General features: G+C 63.9%; 14 protein-coding genes. 12 read left to right on the forward strand and 2 right to left on the reverse strand.

The genetic code is table 11. The features are described 5' to 3' along the window. Positions 1–34: 34 nt before the first annotated feature. Entirely contained in the window at positions 35–2,155 is a 2,121-nt protein-coding gene (gene rho / locus ACDK93_RS02360; RefSeq protein ID WP_458070984.1) for a transcription termination factor Rho, read from the reverse strand. Between the two features lie 190 nt (positions 2,156–2,345). Next, positions 2,346–2,672 (reverse strand): thioredoxin TrxA, encoded by a 327-nt coding sequence (gene trxA, locus ACDK93_RS02365; protein WP_458070985.1) that lies wholly within the window; start codon positions 2,670–2,672, stop codon positions 2,346–2,348. Between the two features lie 412 nt (positions 2,673–3,084). Here trxA and ACDK93_RS02370 point away from each other — a divergent pair, with 412 nt between their 5' ends. The 12 genes from ACDK93_RS02370 to ACDK93_RS02425 all read left to right on the forward strand — a co-directional run bounded on the left by ACDK93_RS02370 (position 3,085) and on the right by ACDK93_RS02425 (position 18,448). Continuing rightward, a complete protein-coding gene (locus tag ACDK93_RS02370) occupies positions 3,085–4,914 on the forward strand; it encodes a DEAD/DEAH box helicase (RefSeq protein ID WP_458070986.1) in 1,830 nt (609 codons plus the stop codon). A 175-nt stretch (positions 4,915–5,089) separates the two neighbouring features. Then, on the forward strand, positions 5,090–5,767 hold the full coding sequence (gene ftsE / locus ACDK93_RS02375; protein ID WP_179478152.1) for a cell division ATP-binding protein FtsE: 678 nt from the start codon (positions 5,090–5,092) through the stop codon (positions 5,765–5,767). 2 nt (positions 5,768–5,769) lie between these two features. Continuing rightward, positions 5,770–6,744, forward strand: coding sequence for a permease-like cell division protein FtsX (ftsX, locus tag ACDK93_RS02380; protein ID WP_458072324.1), 975 nt, complete (start codon positions 5,770–5,772; stop codon positions 6,742–6,744). 196 nt (positions 6,745–6,940) lie between these two features. Next, positions 6,941–7,783 (forward strand): response regulator, encoded by an 843-nt coding sequence (locus tag ACDK93_RS02385; protein ID WP_458070987.1) that lies wholly within the window; start codon positions 6,941–6,943, stop codon positions 7,781–7,783. A 55-nt stretch (positions 7,784–7,838) separates the two neighbouring features. After that, a complete protein-coding gene (gene ung, locus ACDK93_RS02390; RefSeq protein ID WP_458072325.1) occupies positions 7,839–8,552 on the forward strand; it encodes a uracil-DNA glycosylase in 714 nt (237 codons plus the stop codon). Positions 8,553–8,936: 384 nt separating this feature from the next. Further along, complete coding sequence (locus tag ACDK93_RS02395; RefSeq protein ID WP_458070988.1) at positions 8,937–9,299, forward strand: c-type cytochrome; 363 nt, start codon at positions 8,937–8,939, stop codon at positions 9,297–9,299. Between the two features lie 77 nt (positions 9,300–9,376). Continuing rightward, positions 9,377–10,489: an S-(hydroxymethyl)glutathione dehydrogenase/class III alcohol dehydrogenase gene (locus ACDK93_RS02400; protein ID WP_458070989.1), complete on the forward strand. Its 1,113-nt coding sequence runs from the start codon at positions 9,377–9,379 to the stop codon at positions 10,487–10,489. 799 nt (positions 10,490–11,288) lie between these two features. Next, on the forward strand, positions 11,289–13,238 hold the full coding sequence (locus ACDK93_RS02405; protein WP_458070990.1) for a PQQ-dependent dehydrogenase, methanol/ethanol family: 1,950 nt from the start codon (positions 11,289–11,291) through the stop codon (positions 13,236–13,238). Between the two features lie 163 nt (positions 13,239–13,401). Continuing rightward, positions 13,402–15,252 (forward strand): ankyrin repeat domain-containing protein, encoded by a 1,851-nt coding sequence (locus tag ACDK93_RS02410; protein WP_458070991.1) that lies wholly within the window; start codon positions 13,402–13,404, stop codon positions 15,250–15,252. Continuing rightward, entirely contained in the window at positions 15,249–16,514 is a 1,266-nt protein-coding gene (locus ACDK93_RS02415; RefSeq protein ID WP_458070992.1) for an ABC transporter substrate-binding protein, read from the forward strand. The genes ACDK93_RS02410 and ACDK93_RS02415 overlap by 4 nt, the downstream gene beginning before the upstream one ends. Beyond that, positions 16,511–17,500: a PQQ-dependent catabolism-associated beta-propeller protein gene (locus ACDK93_RS02420; protein ID WP_458070993.1), complete on the forward strand. Its 990-nt coding sequence runs from the start codon at positions 16,511–16,513 to the stop codon at positions 17,498–17,500. Before ACDK93_RS02415 ends, ACDK93_RS02420 begins: the two co-directional genes overlap by 4 nt. Positions 17,501–17,587: 87 nt before the next feature. Next, a complete protein-coding gene (locus tag ACDK93_RS02425) occupies positions 17,588–18,448 on the forward strand; it encodes a c-type cytochrome (RefSeq protein ID WP_458070994.1) in 861 nt (286 codons plus the stop codon). Positions 18,449–18,541: the final 93 nt, after the last annotated feature.

Genomic DNA, 18,541 nt, shown 5'->3' on the forward strand with positions numbered 1-18,541 from the left:
GCCGGCCTCTCCGTCTAACGCCTGTGTCAGGCGATCAGCGCTTCATCGAATTGAAGAACTCGTCGTTCGACTTGGTGTTCTTCATCTTGTCCAGCATGAACTCGATGGCGCTGAGTTCGTCCATCGGGTGCAGCAGCTTGCGAAGGATCCAGATCTTCGCCAGCAGGTCGGGATCGATCAGCAGATCCTCGCGGCGGGTGCCGGAGCGGTTGATGTCGATCGCCGGGTACACGCGCTTCTCGGAAATGCGGCGGCTCAGGTGCACTTCCATGTTGCCGGTGCCCTTGAACTCCTCGTAGATCACCTCGTCCATCTTGCTGCCGGTTTCGGTCAGCGCGGTGGCGATGATGGTGAGGCTGCCGCCTTCCTCGACGTTGCGCGCGGCGCCGAAGAAGCGCTTGGGCCGCTGCAGCGCATTGGCGTCGACGCCGCCAGTCAGCACCTTGCCGGAGCTGGGGATCACGGTGTTGTAGGCGCGGGCCAGACGCGTAATCGAGTCGAGCAGGATGATCACGTCCTTCTTGTGCTCGACCAGGCGCTTGGCCCGCTCGATCACCATCTCGGCAACCTGCACGTGGCGTACGGCCGGCTCGTCGAAGGTCGAGCTGATGACTTCGGCGCGCACGGTGCGGGCGATTTCGGTCACTTCCTCGGGACGCTCGTCGATCAGCAGCATGATCAGGTGCGCTTCGGGATGGTTGTACTGGATGGCCTGCGCGATGTTCTGCAGCATCATCGTTTTACCGGACTTCGGCTGCGACACGATCAGGCCGCGCTGGCCCTTGCCGATCGGCGCGATCAGATCGAGCACGCGGCCGGTGATGTCTTCGCTGGAGCCGTTGCCGCGTTCGAGCTTGAACGCCTTGCGCGGAAACAGCGGCGTCAGGTTCTCGAACAGCATCTTGTTCTTCGACGCTTCCGGCGGATCGCCGTTGATGTCATCGACGCGCAGCATGGCGAAGTAGCGCTCGCCTTCCTTCGGATGACGCACGCGGCCGGTGATGTAGTCGCCGGTGCGCAGGTTGAAGCGACGGATCTGGCTGGGCGACACGTAGATGTCGTCGGGACCGGCCAGGTAGGACTCATCGGCCGAGCGCAGGAAGCCGAAGCCGTCCTGCAGGATTTCCAGCACGCCTTCGGCCCAGATGCCGCCGCCGGAGCGGGCGTGCGCCTTGAGCACGTTGAAGATCACGTCCTGCTTGCGCGCGCGCGCCACGCCTTCGTAGACACCCAGCGACTCGGCGAATTCCAGCAGCTGCGGCGCCTTCATGCGCTTCAGTTCGGTGAGGTTGATAACGCGGTCGTTGCTGCCCGGATCGGCGTTGTCGTCGTCCACCGGCAGGCCGTTGGGATTCGGCCGCGGATTGTTCTGCGGACGCTGCGAACCCTGCTGCGGACCGCGCTCGTTGCGCTCGTTGCGACGGCGGCGGCCGCGCGGGTCGCGGTCGCGCGGGTTGTTGGGGTTATTCGGGTTATTGCCCTGGTTCGGGTTACTGCCCTGGTTCGGGTGCTGCCCGGCGTTCTGGCCGCCGTTGGAGCCGCCGTTCGGATTCTGACCCGGGCCGCCGTTGGGCTGGCCAGCGTTTGAGCCATGCTGGCTGGGCTGGCCCTGGTTCGACGAAGGCGGCGTCGACGATGGCTGGCCGGACGAGGGCTGATTCGAAGACGCCGGTGAAGCGCCCTGATTCGATGAGCCCTGGTTGGATGACGCCTGGTTTGATGAATTCTGGTTGGCGCTGGAAGCGTGCGGCTGCGCCTGATTGCCATCGCGCGGAGTCGCGTTCGGGTTCGGCGCCTGCGCCGTATTGCCCGGCTGGGCGGACTCGTTGCCGTTGCCGTTGCCGTGAGACGGTGCCGATTCGCGCGGCTCATGCGAGGCGCGCGGCAAAGGCAGCGGCGGTTGGTGGGAAGACGATGCTGCAGGCGGGGGGTTTGCCGGTGCCGACGCCGGTGGTGCGGAGCGCTCTACGTTCGGCTGCTGGGCCGGCGGTGCGTGCGCTGCACCGGACTTTTCAGCCGCCGCGGCCCGCGCGGCAGCCATCTCCGCCGCGGTGCGGCGCGGCGCGCGCTGGCGCGGCTCGGGCTTGCCTTCGGATGCAGGCTTGGTATCGGCGCTTTTGGCGTCGTTGGGGTTTTTATTTTCGTTATCAGACACGGGCTATCCTCGCGGGGCGCCGTTGAACTTCAGGAGGGGTGTTTGTGCGTCGCGCAGAGGGCGCTCGGGGAACAGGACTGTTCCGACGGACTGATTGAATCTAGCACCCGTCAGGTGCCGGCGTAAAGCCTCATGCGCCTGCCGGACTCGGCCAGGCAGGCGCGGTAAAGCGGTTTGGCGCTGGGCTAGCTCAGATGGCCTTGTCGATCATCTGGGTCAGCTGACCCTTGCTGACGGCGCCGATCTGGGTCGCTTCGACCTTGCCGTTCTTGAACACCATCAGGGTGGGGATGCCGCGCACACCGTAGTTACGCGGCGTCTGCTGGTTCTGGTCGATGTTCACCTTGACCACGCGCAGCTTGCCTTCGTACTGCTTGGCCAGCTCGTCCAGCATGGGCGCGATGGCCTTGCAGGGGCCGCACCATTCGGCCCAGAAATCGAGCAGCACGGGCGTTTCGGATTTGAGCACCTGCTGTTCGAAGGCGTCGTCAGTTACATGGGTAATCAGGTCGCTCACGGGAATCTCCGAGGCTGTGGGGCGAAAAATCGCAGAAGGGATAAATGGGGCGGCGGGCGAATAAATGCAAGGAGTGACGGCGGCAGGCCTTCATCAGCTACACTCACGTGCCCATGAAGCCAGAGTTGGGGCTGAATAGAGGCATCGCCGAACCGGCGAAGCTTCATTGCAGCGTAACTCCGGGCACGATTCAAGGGCGGCCTTGCAAACCGCCCGTCGGACCGCCGTCAAACCCGGCGTCGCCAGCCGCGGCGCGACCTTGCCGACTATTCGACAGTGAACCAAGGCTTCACTGCGCCCCGCGCACCCGTCCTGCACCGCCATGCGCCGATACCGGCGAATGAAGCGGGTGCAGCGCATCACGTCGCCACGACGGCAAACTGCCGTTGCGGCCAAGGCCCTTATTCCACTTATGTCACAGACCGTACTCACCGATACCTTTTTCACCAACTTCGATCTTCATCCGCTGCTGCAGCAGGGCCTCGACGACAGCGGCTTCACCCGCTGCACGCCGATCCAGGAAATGACCCTGCCGCTGGCGCTTGGCGGGCGCGACGTCGCCGGCCAGGCCCAGACCGGCACCGGCAAGACCTGCGCCTTCCTGGTCGCGATGATGAATCGCCTGCTCACCACGCCCGCCGTGGCCGAGCGCAAGGACAGCGATCCGCGCGCGCTGATCATCGCACCGACCCGCGAGCTGGCCATCCAGATCGACAAGGACGCCAAGGCGATTGGCCGCCACACCGGCCTGCGCAGCGCGCTGATCTACGGCGGCGTCGATTACGACAAGCAGCGCCAGCAGCTGAAGGACGGCTGCGACATCATCATCGCCACGCCCGGCCGCCTGCTCGATTATCACAAGCAGGACGTGTTCGGCCTCAATGGCGTCGAGGTGATGGTGATCGACGAAGCCGATCGCATGTTCGATCTGGGCTTCATTGCCGACGTGCGGTTCATCTTCCGCCGCCTGCCGGCGCGCGAGCAGCGCCAGGTGCTGCTGTTCTCCGCCACGCTGAGCCATCGCGTGCTGGAGCTGGCCTACGAGCACATGCACAACGCCGAGAAACTCGTTGTCGAGAGCGACAATGTCACCGCCGACAAGGTGCGCCAGCTGGTCTACTTCCCGGCCAAGGAAGAAAAGCTGCCGCTGCTGCTCAACCTGCTCGAGCGCACCGCGGCCGAGCGCAGCATCATTTTCGTCAACACCAAGGCCGCGGCCGAACGCGTCACCGACCGCGTGAAGCGCCAGGGTTACCGCGCCGGCGCCATCTCCGGCGACGTGCCGCAGCTGAAGCGGCAAAAGCTGCTGCAGCGTTTCCAGGAAGGCCAGCTGGATATCCTGGTGGCGACCGATGTGGCCGCGCGCGGCCTGCACATTCCCGCCGTCAGCCACGTCTTCAACTACGACCTGCCGCATGACGCCGAAGACTACGTGCACCGCATCGGGCGCACCGCGCGTCTGGGTGCCGAGGGCGATGCGATCAGCTTCGCTTGCGACCTGTACGCGATGTCGCTGCCGGATATCGAAACCTATATCGGCCAGAGCATTCCGGTCGCCAGCATGGACGCCGATCTGCTGATCATGCCCAAGCCGAAGGCGATGGACGCCGAGTTCGCCGCTAACGCGGCCGCCGACAGCGCCGAGTTCGGCGACATCGTGCCGCCGCGTCCGGGCGAAAAGCCGCGCCGTCCCGGCGGCGCTGGTGGCAGCAGCCGCGACGGCAGCCGTGGCGCAGGCGGTAGCCGCAGCGCCGGCGGTTCGCGCTCGTCTTCCTCCGCGTCGCGTCCGCCGCGCGAGCGCCGGGCAGAAGTGGCGGCAGCGGCCGTTGAATCCGCGCCGATCGACGTGCCGGTGCATGCGACCGAAGGCGTCGCGGTTTCGACTTCCGCCACTGCGCCAACGCCCGTTGGCGAGGCAGGCGATGCGGCGCGCAAGCCGCGCCGTCGTCGCGGCGGCCGCAACCGCCGCCGCGAAGGCGGGGCGGAAACCGTCGGTGCAGCCGGCCCGAGCGGCGATGCTCAGACATCGGCCGTTGCGAAAGAAGGCAGCCGCGCCCCGCGCGGCGAGCGCCGTCCGCCGCGCGAGCGCAGTGGTGCAGAAGCTTCGTCGAACGGCAGCCGCCCGTCGCGGCAGGTCGCGGTGACCTCGGGCAACGCTTCGGGCAAGCCCGCCGGCGAAGCGCCGAGTGCGAAAAAGCCGGGCCTGTTCAGCCGGCTGACGCGGCTGTTCACCGGCCGCTGATGGCTGAATCTCCTTCGCGCTTCATTTCGCGAAGGGGACAAGAAACATCGTGAGCAGGATCGCAGTCGTCGCGGCTGAAGCTGCGGCGACTGCAACGCATGCAGGCCAGCCATTGGCCGCGCGCTTCCCTTATCCTTGCCGCTGGCAACACGACACGCAGGTTCGGGGACGCTCGGTGATCCATTTTGATCAAGTCAGCAAACGCTACGACGGCGGGCACGAAGCGCTGTCGCAGCTTTCCTTTGAGGTGCCTACGGGCGAAATGGCTTTCGTCACCGGCCATTCCGGCGCGGGCAAGAGCACCTTGCTCAACCTGCTCGGACTGATCGAACGGCCGTCGCACGGCGTGATCATGCTGGACGGACAGAACCTGGCGAAAGTTCGCGGCGGCGGCGTGCCCAAGCTGCGCCGGCGAATCGGCATGGTGTTTCAGGATCACCGCCTGCTGATGGAGCGCACGGTGTTCGCCAATGTCGAGCTGCCACTGACTATCGGCGGCGTTGCCCGCCCCGAGCGCGCCCGCCGCGTGCGCGCCGCGCTGGAGAAAGTCGGCCTGCTGGCCTATGAGCGTCAGCTGCCGGCGACCCTCTCTGCCGGCGAGCGCCAGCGCGTCGGTATCGCCCGCGCCATCGTGGCGCGGCCGACCCTGCTGATCGCCGACGAGCCCACCGGCAATCTCGATCCGCAGCTGGCGATGGAAATCATGGGTCTGTTCGGCGAATTCCAGCAGGTCGGCACCACGGTGTTGATCGCCAGCCACGATCTGCCGCTGATCAAGCGCATGAAGAAGCGCGTGATCGTGCTGGACCACGGACGCCTGGTGGCCGATCTGGCTGCGCAGGAGGTGCTGTGAGCATGCCGCCGGAGAACGTCCCCGTCGATCAGGCCTCATCGCCGCGCGCCGAAAAAACCCAGGGCCGACGCTTCGCCAGCTGGCGCGAACACCACGGCTGGAGCGCGGCCGCCAGCCTGCGCCGGCTCGGCTCGCGACCGCTGGGCAGTCTGCTGACGATCGCCGTGATGGGTCTGGCGCTGGCGCTGCCGCTGGCTTTCTATCTTTTGCTCGGCAACGTGCAGAAGCTGGGTGAAACCCTGGGCCAGAGTCAGGCCATCAGCGTGTTCCTGCAGCCCGATCAGAGCGCGCAGCAGGCGCAGCTGCTGGCCAAGCAGCTCGGCGAGCGGCCGGAAGTCGCCTCGGTCAGCGTCAAGACGCCGCAGCAGGGCATGGACGAGCTGGCCAAGATGCAGGGCTTCACTGGCGCACTGAAAACGCTGGACAGCAACCCGCTGCCCTACGTGCTGCAGCTGCAGCCGCACGAAGAGTTTGGCGCCGCGGCTATCGGGCAGCTGGTCACAGACATCCGCGCCATGCACAGCGTTGACATGGTGCAGGACAGCGGCATCTGGCGGCAGCGCCTCGATGCGCTGCTGGCGGTCGGCAATCGCGCGGTGCTGGTGCTGGCTTCGCTGCTGATCCTGGCGGCGCTGCTGGTGGTGGGCAATACGGTGCGCGTCGATATCGCCAGTCGCCATGAAGAGATCGGCGTGCTGCTGCTCATCGGCGCCAGCGGCGCCTTCGTGCGCAGGCCGTATCTTTATGCCGGCATCTGGTACGGCCTGTTCAGCGGCATGCTCGCGGCCCTTCTGGCGATCGGCATCGAATTTGCCCTGGCCGACCCTGTGGCCCAGCTCAGTCAGGCCTACAACGGCAAGCTGCAGGTCGGCGGCCTGCCGCTGTGGCTGCTGCTGGCCGTGCCGCTGGCCGCGGCCTTGCTGGGCTGGTTCGGCGCGCGGCTGGTCAGTGCCTGGCAGTTGCGCAAGGCGGCATGAGCGGCAGTCGGCTGGCACAGTGACGCCCGTCGCAGGTACGGCCGGGCGTTCCGGGCACTATCAAGTCCAAACGGCGGTTCAGGCCGCGCATGCTGGCGGTTCGTTCGCGTGCATGCTGAGATAGTCATGCTGAGATAGCAGGGTTGAAGAGTAACGTGGCACGTACGGCATCGAGCAAGGCAAGTTGAATAACGCAATGAGCGCGACCAACAGCAATCGTCTCACCACGGCAGCGCCTCGCGTGCTGGTTGTCGACGGCTCGCGCGTGGTGCGCCAGCTGCTGACCCGCGTGCTGCTGGCCGAACTGCCCGAGGTCGAAGTCATCGGCAGCGGCAGCGGCGCCGATGCGTTGAAGTTGCTGGAAGAGGGCGCCTTCGACTTCATCACCATTGCGCTGCGCCTGCCCGATATGGATGGGCTGGAGCTGGCGCGATCCGTGCGCGAAACCGCGTCGCAGACCTATGTACCCATCGTGGTGGTTTCCGGCGATGTCGACGATCGCCTGCTGCGCCGCTCGCTCGGCGAGGACGTCACCGATTATTTCGATAAGGCGCTGGGGCTGCAGGCGCTGGCCGAATTCATTCGCGGCTACGTCAGCCCGCAGATGCAGGCCGAGGGCACCGTGCTGTATGTCGAGGACAGCCGTGTCGTCGCGCTTGCCACGCGCCGCATGCTCGAAAAGATCGGCCTCACCGTGCGTCACGTGGTCAGCGTGGAAGACGCGCTGGCCATGCTCGAAACCGACAGGGCGCTGGGTTGGACCGGTGCCGACGTGGTGCTGACCGACGTGAGCCTGAAGGGCGAGCTCACCGGCGGCGATCTGCTCAAGCGCATCCGCAACGAGTTCGGCTACGGCAAGGGCCGGCTGCCCGTGCTGGTGATGACGGGCGATGAAAACCCGGCGAACCAGGCCGCACTGATCAAGGCCGGCGCCAACGATCTGGTCGAAAAACCGGTCGAGGAAAAACTGCTGGTGACCAAGCTGCTGTTTCAGCTGCGCGTGGCCCAGCATTTGCGCGCCCGCGCCAGCGGCGCCTGAGTTCGACCGCTTGAGCGACGCGCAGGCCAGACCCGATCAGACGAAACCTGATCAAATCAAACTTGATCAGGCCAAACTCGATCAGATCAGGCTGGAGCCTTCGTGGAAGGCGCGCATCGGCGACGCCCTGCTCGGTCCGAAGATGCAGTCGCTCGCGGCTTTTCTGCGCAGCGAAAAACAGGCCGGCAAGAAAATCTATCCGCCCGGTCCGGAGATTTTTGCCGCCTTCGATCACACGCCCTTCGACCAGGTGCGCGTGGTGATACTTGGGCAGGATCCGTATCACGGCCCCGGCCAGGCACACGGCCTGTGTTTTTCCGTGCGGCCGGGCGTGCGCGTGCCGCCGTCGCTGGAAAATATCTTCAAGGAGATCCAGCGCGATCTCGCCATCCCGCGCCCCGACCACGGCTGCCTCACCTCGTGGGCCGACCAGGGCGTGCTGCTGCTCAACAGCGTGCTCACTGTGGAGGAAGGGCAGGCCAACGCACACCAGGGCAAAGGCTGGGAAGACTTTACCGACCGCGCCATCGACGCACTCAACCGCGAGCGCGAAGGTGTGGTGTTTCTGCTGTGGGGTTCCTACGCGCAGAAGAAGGGGCAGCTGATCGATGCTACGCGTCACTGCGTACTGAAGTCGGTCCATCCCTCGCCGCTATCCGCCCATCGCGGCTTCATCGGCTGCGGACATTGCTCCGCGGCCAACCGCTATCTGGAAGAGCGCGGAAGTGTACCCATCGACTGGTCGTTGCCGCGCGTAGCGCGCTCATAGATATCGAAAATGGCGCGCTCGACGCATGGGAGTCTGCCTCAAGAACTTCAAGGAGCTAACAGCTTCCGCATCGCCCGACACACGCGGCTACGGTTCGCCGAAGGCGTGGCCGTGTTCGGTCATAGTGCTCAGAGCACAAAGGGCGTGGGGCTGTTCGGTAATGCTTTTCGTGATCTGTCCACCCTCTTCTGATGGAGTACATGCCTCATGTTGAAAACGCTACGGGCAGCATCGGTACTGTTTTTGGGTGTGACAACACTTTATTTTCATGCGCCGGACGTCCATGCGGCCCATGCCACTACCTCGAATGATCAGACCAGGGCTCAAGCCAGCGAGCCGGCGAAAGCCACGGCGTTGAAGTCAGGGGCCAATGGTGCGGCGTCGATGAACACATACAGGGACATCTTCGGCAAGAGCGTGCAGACCGATGTCGCAGTGTTCACCGACGCCGATCAAAAGACGGTCACTCCGGCGGTTTTCAAGGGTTACGAGCAGTACAACACATACTGCTCGCGCTGCCATGGTAAGGATGCGGTGGGTGGTTCGTTCGCGCCGAATCTGCGCAAGTCGATGGCCAACGGCATGCCGTACCCGCAGTTTCTCGCCACGGTGCTGGCCGGCAGGTCGGCCAAGGGCATGCCGTCATGGGCAGGAGTGTTGGAGGAAAAGGACATCCATGCCATCTACGACTACATCAAGGCACGCCAGCTCGATCTGATTCGCGGCGGACGTCCACCGTCCGACTGATGGATGGACGTCCAGACGTCCAAAAGCGGTTATGATGTTTCATTGAATTATCCATTGTTTGGTAAGGATATGTACCCATGAAGTCACGAGCCGCGGTTGCCTGGGAAGCGGGCAAGCCCCTGAGCATCGAAGAGGTGGATGTCGCCGCACCGAAGGCGGGCGAGGTGCTGGTGCGCATCGTCGCCACGGGCGTATGCCACACCGACGCCTTCACCCTGTCCGGCGCCGACCCCGAAGGCCTGTTCCCGGTCATCCTCGGCCACGAGGGCGGCGGCATTGTCGAGGAGGTGGGTGCGGGCGTGACGTCGCTGAAAGTGGGCGACCACGTGATTCCTCTCTACACGCCCGAGTGCGGCGAGTGTGAATACTGCCTTTCCGGCAAGACCAACCTGTGCCAGAAGATCCGCATCACACAGGGCAAGGGCCTGATGCCCGACGGCACCAGCCGCTTCTCGATGAACGGCAAGCCGATCCTGCACTACATGGGTTGCAGCACCTTCAGCGAATACACCGTGCTGCCGGAGATCTCGCTGGCCAAGATCAATCCGGCCGCGCCGCTGGAGAAGGTCTGCCTGCTCGGCTGCGGCATCACCACCGGCATCGGCGCGGTGCTGAATACGGCCAAGGTGGAGGCGGGCGCCACGGTGGCTGTGTTCGGCATGGGCGGCATCGGCCTGTCGGTGGTGCAGGGCGCGGTGATGGCAAAAGCCTCGCGCATCGTCTGTGTCGACATGAACCCCGACAAGTTCGAGATGGCCAAGCTGCTCGGCGCGACCGACTTCATCAACCCGAAGGATTACCCCGATACGCCGATCCAGCAGGTGATCGTGGATCTCACCAACGGCGGCGTGGACTATTCGTTCGAGTGCATCGGCAACGTGCATGTGATGCGCTCGGCGCTGGAGTGCTGCCACAAGGGCTGGGGCGAGTCGGTCATCATCGGCGTGGCCGGCGCGGGGCAGGAGATCAGCACGCGCCCTTTCCAGCTGGTGACCGGCCGCGTGTGGCGCGGCAGCGCGTTCGGTGGCGTGAAAGGCCGCAGCCAGCTGCCGGGCTACGTCGATCGCTACATGAAGGGCGAGATCAAGATCGACGAGATGATCACCGAAGTACTGCCGCTGGAGCGCATCAACGACGCCTTCGAGCTGATGCACGCTGGCAAGGTTATCCGCTCCGTCATCGTGTATTGAGGGATTTGGAGCGAGCCTCAACGCTGGCGCAAGAACGATACCAGGCATCCGCTGACGGCACGCCGCCTGGGTCGGCCCATGTCGTGCGCACTCAAGACCGGCGCCACGCTGGGCTTGGTCGATCATCGGCAGTAACCGGTAACAGGCTCGACGCCTTGATGATTTCCGGCCGCTTCTGTCGGCCCAGGCTTCAGTAACCACCCGGTCCGCAGGGCTGCTTGATTCGCTCATGCGGTTGCGCCCTGGCGTTCCCCACACGCTGGTTGGCCCTGCGCCCTCGCCGAGCACGCCACCGCCAGCTCCGGTGGAAGGTCGCCGCCGCGAGGTTTCTCGCCTTGCGCACGATTCGGCGGCATGACGGCGAAGGACGCCCGGGTGGCCTTCGCCCCGTCGCGTAGCGCCTGCTTGTGTTCCGAACGGTGAGCATTCCCTGACGGTGGTCAGCATTTTTCGAGGCGACCAGCGAGGGCGATCTGCGGATCGGCATTCGAACTGCCGCCGCGCTTTCGATTGTCATGTGGCCGGTACAGCGATGTACCGGATTCGTGACACCCATCGTGACAACCCCGGGATGGTGTCTCCAATGCATTGAATCTACTAGTTATTTCGATACTGGAATCTGGCACGCAATCTGCAGTTACCCAGCTCAGCAACGCAGCGGCTGCGTGCTGGCTGCCGGGTACGGCCTGCAGATAGCCGTGAGGTCGGTGCGCTACACAGAAGCAAAACCGGTGTGCGGCTATCCCTGGATCAACATCCAGAATGATTTTCAGTGACATGCAGAGGAGAGGAAATCACCATGAGTTCTCAAAACAGTAGCCGTTCGCGGCGGGTCAGGTGGGGCGTCGTCTTGCTGGCCAGCCTGGGGTTGGTTGTCGGCGCAACGGCGGCGGCCCAGACAGGCGAGATGAGCGCGACGTCAAGCATCGCCAAGACCGCAGCAAACCCGGATCTGTGGCCCGCGCCGGGTCGCAACAACGAGTTGACGCGTTTCAGCCCGCTCACCCAGATCAACGCCGGCAACGCGGGCAACATGCAGTACATGTGGAGCCAGTCGCTCAGTTCCATGCGTGGCCAGGAAGGCCAGCCGATCGTCGTGGACGTGGGCGGCAAGCCGATGATGTTCCTCGTCAGCGGCTGGCCGAACGTCGTGCAGGCGCTGGATCTGTCCGACCCGGACAACCCGGTGACGGTCTGGAATTACGTCAAGAAGGACGGCCGTGACGACAGCGCCGTCGCCATCGCGTGCTGCGATACCGTCAACCGCGGCCTCAACTATGCCGACGGCAAGGTGATCTTCCACACCCTGGACGGTTACCTGATCGCGCTGGATGCCTTGACGGGCAAGGTGGACTGGAGCGACAAGCTCGCCTCCCCGGAAAAGGGTCAGACCATGACCGGTGCGGGCACGATCGCCGGCAAGAACATCATCATCGGCTACGGCGGTGCGGAGCTTGCGGCGCGCGGCAGCATCGCGGCCTACTCGATCGACGACGGCAAGAAGGTCTGGGGGTTCTTCAACAACGGCACGGCCAAGGATGTCGGCATGACGGCAGACACCAACAAGGCCGTACCGAAGCATGGCACGCTGAAGACCTTTCGCGGCGTCGATGAGTATCCGGGGGATGAGCATACGCGCGGCGGTGCGACTGTCTGGGGCTGGATCAGCTACGACGCAAAGCTCAACCTGATCTATTACGGCACCAGCAATCCCGGCACGTGGAGCCCCTCGTATCGCTGCAAGTACGACACGTGGGAAAAGTGCAACGACGGCACTCAGGACAACAAGTGGTCGCTTTCGCTCATCGCGCGCAACGCTTCCACGGGTGAAATGGTGTGGGCGTATCAGCTGACGCCGTTCGACGAGTGGGACTACGACGCTGTCAACGAAAGTGTGCTCGTCAACATGGATATTGATGGCCAGAAGAACCGCCCGGTGCTGGTGCATTTCGACCGCAACGGCTTTGCGTACGTGCTGGATCGCCGTACCGGGCAGCTGCTGCGCGCGCACAACTTCGTTCCGGTGAACTGGGCCGAGAAGATCGACGTCGGCGGCACGGATCGCCCGATCAAGGTCAAGGCGCACTCGCCGTTTGCCGTAGATAAAGCCGTACAGGCCTGCCCGACGGCCATGGGCGGCAAGGACGAGCAGCCGGTGGCGGTGGATCCGAGCAATCCGCAGGTGTTCTACGTCCCCACCAACCAGTGGTGCATGGAAGATACGCCGCTGAAGCGCACCAGCACGCAGCAGGGCTCGGGTTACGCGTTTGCCAATGTGTACATGTACGAGCCTACACCGGGCCTTGCGGGCCAGTTCCAGGCGTTCGATGTCGACACCGGCAAAATCGTCTGGAAGAACCCCAACAAGTACCAGACCTGGAGCGGTGCGCTGGCCACCGCTGGCGGCGTGGTCTTCTATGGCGACATGCTGGGTGACTTCCGGGCCGTGGATGCCAAGACCGGCAAGGTGCTGTGGATGCGCAAACTGGGCTCGGGCATCATCGGCAACCCGATCAGCTACAAGATCAACGGCCAGCAGTATGTGTCGGTGTTCGCCGGCATCGGTGGCTGGAGCGGCCTGCCGGTTACCGCGGGTCTGAACTTCAGCGACAAGTACGGCGCGATCGGTGCAACCGCCATGGCCAAGTCCACCAACCTCAACCTCGTGCCGCAGGGCGGCACCCTGTACACGTTCCGCCTGGGCGGACCGGAGCATCAGGCCGTTGCGGACGCCGATACCGCAAAGTGACAGCCTGTGCACAGCTGGGTTGTAGAAGTTTACAGGCCACTGTTGCATCGTGAAGTCTGCCGGGGTTGCCTTGTGCAACCCCGGCTTCGATGCGGAAACGTCGCGTGTCGGCAACGAACGTGTGAGGTTCTTTCAAAGTGCGGTCGATGACATGAAATTCGCAATGGCAATATCCGCTGGATGCCTCGCGCTGATGGTGGCCGGGTTGGCATCGGCGCAGGAAAAAACCTATTACAACCTCGACCAGAATTTCAGCGAAATGACGGCGGCCGAACAGAACGCCGCAAAACAGGCCGCCCTGCATCAGCAGATGCGGCCGCTGACCGCGTGTGCGGACCCTGCCAACATGCCGTTTTCGGACCGCAATGGCGACGGCATCGACAACCAGATCGTCAAGGTGCTGGCCGCGGCCATGCATACGACGATCGGGTTCTACTGGATGTCCTACGTCAATTCAGGATTTCTGAAACGGGCGTTCGGCAACGCGGTCGAGCCGCTCGGCAACTGCGATCTGGTGATCGATATTCCGGACAGCGTTTCGGGCGTATTGATGACCGATCCGATCTACCGCTCGACCTACGTTTTCGCGTCCGGCGAGAACAGCGGCATTCATATCAAGAGCTTCAGCGACCCCGCGCTCAAAAAACTCCGCGTGGGCGTGTACCAGACCTCCGCCGTGCGCCAGGCGCTCGCCGACAACGGGATGAAGAACGATGTCCACGTGCTTACGGTCAGCTACGACACCGAAAGTAACCACGGCGCCCTGCAGCAGTGGCGGCAGGTTGAACAGATAGCGAACGGCCAGCTCGACGTGGTCGGAATATGGGGACCGTTTGCCGGTTACGCCAAGGCCAAGAAGCATGTGCCTATCGTGCTGCAGCCGGTGAACCTGATGTCCAACGACGTGCAGCTGGAATACGCCATGGCCATCGGCGTGCGCGAAAACGACGTCGTTCTCAAATATGCGTTGGACAACGCCCTGAATGCATCGGCAGACAAGATCAAGGCGATTCTCGACGACTTCGGCGTCCCGCTGGTCCAGTGCAGCGAATGCCTCGTCCAGGGCACCTTGCCCTCGCATGGTCCCTATTCCAAGGGAGCCAGCGCCTACGCGCGCTACCAGCAGCCGCTGGACGCGGACCTGATCCACATCGACTCATCGCAAACGACGCCAGGCGAAGTCGTCACCCTGCGTGACGTCAAGAAATCGGTTGCCGCGGGCGCCAGCCTGAACGCCGAACTGGCGCAAGCCGTGGTGGCCTCCGACGCCGCGCGCATCACGTTTCTGGCCTCCCACGGCGCGGATCTCAACGCACGTGACTCCATGGGCTCCACGCCACTGACCAGTGCAGCCAGCGCTCGCGATTCCGATACCGTCAAGCTGCTGCTTCAACTGGGCGCGGACGCCAACGCACGCAACGGGGATGACTTAACGCCGCTGATGGCGGCGGCTTATCGCGATCACGTGCCGTCGGTGGAGGCGTTGCTGCAGCACGGCGCCAGCCTCACCGTGAAAGATCCCAAAGGACTGACGCCGCTATGCCTTGCGATCGACAACCGCAGCTTTCTGGCTGCCACGGCACTGCTCAATGCCGGGGCCTCGCCGAATGTGGCGTGCGGTGCCAATCACCTGACGCCGCTGATGATCGTGGCGAGACATCTCGAAGCGGACAAGAGCGGCAATGTTCCGGTCGACGACGGGCTGTTCCTCAGCGACGGGGTTTCTCCGCAACAGGTTGGCCAGTTGCTGGTCAGCAAAGGCGCTGACGTGAACGCCCGCAGCACTAGCGGACTGACAGCGCTGATGGTCGCCGCCGGGCACGACAACGCACCGCTGATCGGCTTGCTGATCCAGGCCGGGGCGAAAGTCGATGCGCGTGCCGATGACGGCAAGACGGCGCTCGATATCGCCAAAGAAAACGGCAGCGATGCGTCCATACAGACACTCGACGTGATGAGCCGCTTCGCGCCTGCGCCAAGCCCGAGCGGTGCTGCGGCGGAGCCGCCACGATGAGGCGGGCGATCGCCACCATCCTCGCCGCCGTGCTTGCATCGACGCTCGCTGCGGCCGGCTCGGCGGCGCCAGTGACCAAGCCAGCCAGCAAGCAGGTCAACAAGCCAGCCGCGAGCAGCGCAGCGAAGAGCAACGATGTCGTTACGCATTACGCGTATCTGGGCAAGGCCTATCGGGAACCGGCGCCACTGTCGCTGCTCAAGCCCGCCGTCATTCCCGACGAAGGGCTTGCCGGTGTGCGTCTGGGAACCAACTACAACAACCAGGCGGGAAAATTCCTGGGCCTTAAGTTTGTGCTGGACGAGACGATGGTGCCGGAAGATGGCGACGTGGTCGCGGCCGCCAGAAAACTGCTGGCCTCCGGTCAGCACCTCATCATCGCTGACCTCAAAGCGCCGGATTTACTGGCGGTTGCCGATTTGCCGGAGGCGAAAGGCGCGATCATCCTCAATATCCGCGCGCGCGACGACGTGCTGCGCCAGACCCAGTGTCGCCTCGATGTCTTCCACCTGATCCCCAGCGACGCGATGCTGACCGACGCCTTGGCGCAGTATCTGGTGTGGAAGAAATGGACGCGCTGGTTTCTCGTGCGGGGCCAGCATCCGGCAGACGTGGAGTACGCCAACGACATCACGCGTTCGGCCAAACTCTACGGTGCCAAGATCGTGGCCGAACGCGCGTACGAGCTGCAGACCGGCGCGCGCCGCGTGGATACCGGTTACCAGGAGATCCAGACGCAGATGCCGATGCTGACGCGTGGCATTCCGGACTACGACGTCGCCTTCGTCGCCGATGAGACCAATTCATTCGGGCTGTACCTGCAATATCGGACCACCGATCCACGGCCTGTCGTGGGCACGGACGGCCTCGAAGCGACGGCGTGGGGCGCCGCGTATGAGTCTTATGCGGCACAGACGCTGCACGACGATTTCCTGAAGCTTGCGCATCGCGAGATCACGGTGCGGGACTACGAGGGCTGGCTTGCGGCCAATCTGTTGCAGATGGCCGTGATCCAGGGCAGCGCCCGCAATGTCGATGCAATCCGGAAGTACATCAGCTCCGACGGCCTCAAGCTCGCTGGGTACAAAGGCGAAGGCATGAACTTCCGCGCCTGGGACAACCAGCTGCGTCAGCCGATTCTGCTCATGGATGCGCTGTCTCTGGTGTCGGTCTCGCCCCAGCCGGGCTTTCTGCACGCCGTGTACAACACCGACACCCTTGGTTTCGACCAGCCGCAAAGCCAGTGCAAATTCTCGAAATGAAAATACCCATCCACCATCGACTTCATGCGCGCGTCGCCGCGGTGTTCCTGCTGCTGATGCTGGTGGCCTCACCGGCGTGGTCGGCGACGCTGTTTGTCACCAACGAGCGCGGCAATACCGTGACGGTGCTGGACAGCAACACGCTCAAGACGATCAAGACCATCCCCACCGGCCAGCGCCCGCGCGGCGTCGTGGCGTCGCCGGACGGCAAATGGGTGTACGTCTGCGTCGGCGACAGTAACCGCATCGATGTCATCGATGTCGCCAAGCTCGCCGTGACGCGCCAGCTGCCGTCGGGGGCAGACCCTGAGTTGCTGGCCGTGAGCAACGACGGCAGCCGGATCTACATCGCCAACGAGGACAACTCGCAGGTCACCGTTCTGGACTCGATGACCGGGAAGCTGCTTGCGGAGATCCCCGTGGGCTCGGAACCCGAAGGCATGCGCGTGAGCCCGGACAACCGGATCACGGTGGCGACCGCCGAAGGCAGCAGCCTGGTCCACTTCATCGACAACAAGACGCTGAAACTGGTCGGCACCGTACTGGTGGGCGCCCGCCCGCGCGTGGCCACGTTCACCCCTGACGGCCGCTACGTCTGGGCGTCCTCCGAGGTGGGCGGCACGGTATCGGTAATCGATGCGGGCACGCATCAGGTCGTGCAGACGATCAGCTTTGCCATCCCCGGCATGCGTGCCGAGTTCATCCAGCCGGTCGATATCACGATGTCGAAGGACGGCTCGCAGGCGTTCATCGCACTGGGGCCCGCCAATCACGTCGCCGTGGTCGACACGAAGACCTACAAGGTAAGCGACTACATCATCGTGGGACAGCGGCCGTGGCACATGGCGCTGTCCCACGATGGGTCGAAGCTCTACGTCGTCAACGGCTTCACCAACGATGTGACGGTTGTGGATACCAAATCGCTCAAGCCCGAGGTTTCGGTAAACGTCGGGCGCTTGCCATGGGGCATTGCTGTCGTGCCCTGAGCGATTGCCTCGCGAGGCGCAGTTACGGTGGTGCGCAAGCACCCGCAGAAGATGATTGATTCGTACGGCTATTCGAAGGAGAGTCAAATGTTACGCAAGACCCTGTATAGCTTCACTGCCGCTGCTTCCCTCGCCGTCGCCGGTATCGGCCTGGCGCTCGCCACCAACAGCTCGGCCAGTTCGACCGACGCTCCCGCCAGTGCCGCAAGCATCCATGTTCCGGCAACGTACGAGTCGATGGACACCAGTCACACCGGCATGGTGACCGAAAAGGAAGCCTTGGCGGCCATGCCTAACCTGAACTTCAAAGCCGCCGATGAGAACGGCGACGGTCAGCTCGATCGCGTGGAATATCTGGATTTGCAGTCCAAGGTCGCGGACGGGACCTGGACCAACGCAGTTGCCAAAACCGAAGTCGTCAACCAGATCACCGGCTACGATGACAACCCGGTGGATGTGGTCGCGAAGGCCCCGAAAGGCTCGTTGAAGAATCCCTACGATCCGGCAAACACCACCGTGGCTTCCGAGGGTCACGAGCAATTTCTCAATCACGGTTGCAACGCCTGCCACGGCGGCAACGGCGGCGGTGGCATGTGCCCGCCACTCAACAACGGCGTCTGGATTTACGGCCCGAGCGACGACACCTTGTTCCGTCTCGTTGCACTGGGAAGCAAGAAACTGCAGGAGGCAGGTTACGCGCGGACAAGCCCGGAGACTCCCGCCCTGATGCCGCAGCAAGGCGGCACGACGATTACCAAGGCGGGCGATCTCTGGAAGATCATCACCTGGATCAAGTCGATGAACACGAAGGACCAGGCAAGCATCGATCGGGCACCGATCCTCAATTCCCCTGCCGCCGTTGAAGTGTGGGCCGCCGAGCATCGCGCCATGGCCAAGGTATGTCATGGCACTCCTGCGTCGCCGTGGGACGGCGCGAATGCGCGGTAACTCTCGATGCCGGTGACGGTTCGATGGCCTGCGCTCCGTGGCCCGGCGCGACGTGCGTTGACCGTGGATGCGCCGCCGCGCCGGCAACACGGA

Source organism: Rhodanobacter sp. BL-MT-08 (genome assembly GCF_054161255.1).

Coding starts and splice junctions, on each gene's coding strand:
- ACDK93_RS02395 (WP_458070988.1), top strand. CDS start 8,937: ATGAACACATACAGGGACATCTTCGGCAAGAGCGTGCAGACCGATGTC.
- ACDK93_RS02415 (WP_458070992.1), top strand. CDS start 15,249: ATGAGGCGGGCGATCGCCACCATCCTCGCCGCCGTGCTTGCATCGACG.
- ACDK93_RS02410 (WP_458070991.1), top strand. CDS start 13,402: ATGGCAATATCCGCTGGATGCCTCGCGCTGATGGTGGCCGGGTTGGCA.
- ftsX (WP_458072324.1), top strand. CDS start 5,770: ATGCCGCCGGAGAACGTCCCCGTCGATCAGGCCTCATCGCCGCGCGCC.
- ACDK93_RS02425 (WP_458070994.1), top strand. CDS start 17,588: ATGTTACGCAAGACCCTGTATAGCTTCACTGCCGCTGCTTCCCTCGCC.
- ACDK93_RS02400 (WP_458070989.1), top strand. CDS start 9,377: ATGAAGTCACGAGCCGCGGTTGCCTGGGAAGCGGGCAAGCCCCTGAGC.
- ACDK93_RS02370 (WP_458070986.1), top strand. CDS start 3,085: ATGTCACAGACCGTACTCACCGATACCTTTTTCACCAACTTCGATCTT.
- ACDK93_RS02385 (WP_458070987.1), top strand. CDS start 6,941: ATGAGCGCGACCAACAGCAATCGTCTCACCACGGCAGCGCCTCGCGTG.
- ACDK93_RS02405 (WP_458070990.1), top strand. CDS start 11,289: ATGAGTTCTCAAAACAGTAGCCGTTCGCGGCGGGTCAGGTGGGGCGTC.
- ACDK93_RS02420 (WP_458070993.1), top strand. CDS start 16,511: ATGAAAATACCCATCCACCATCGACTTCATGCGCGCGTCGCCGCGGTG.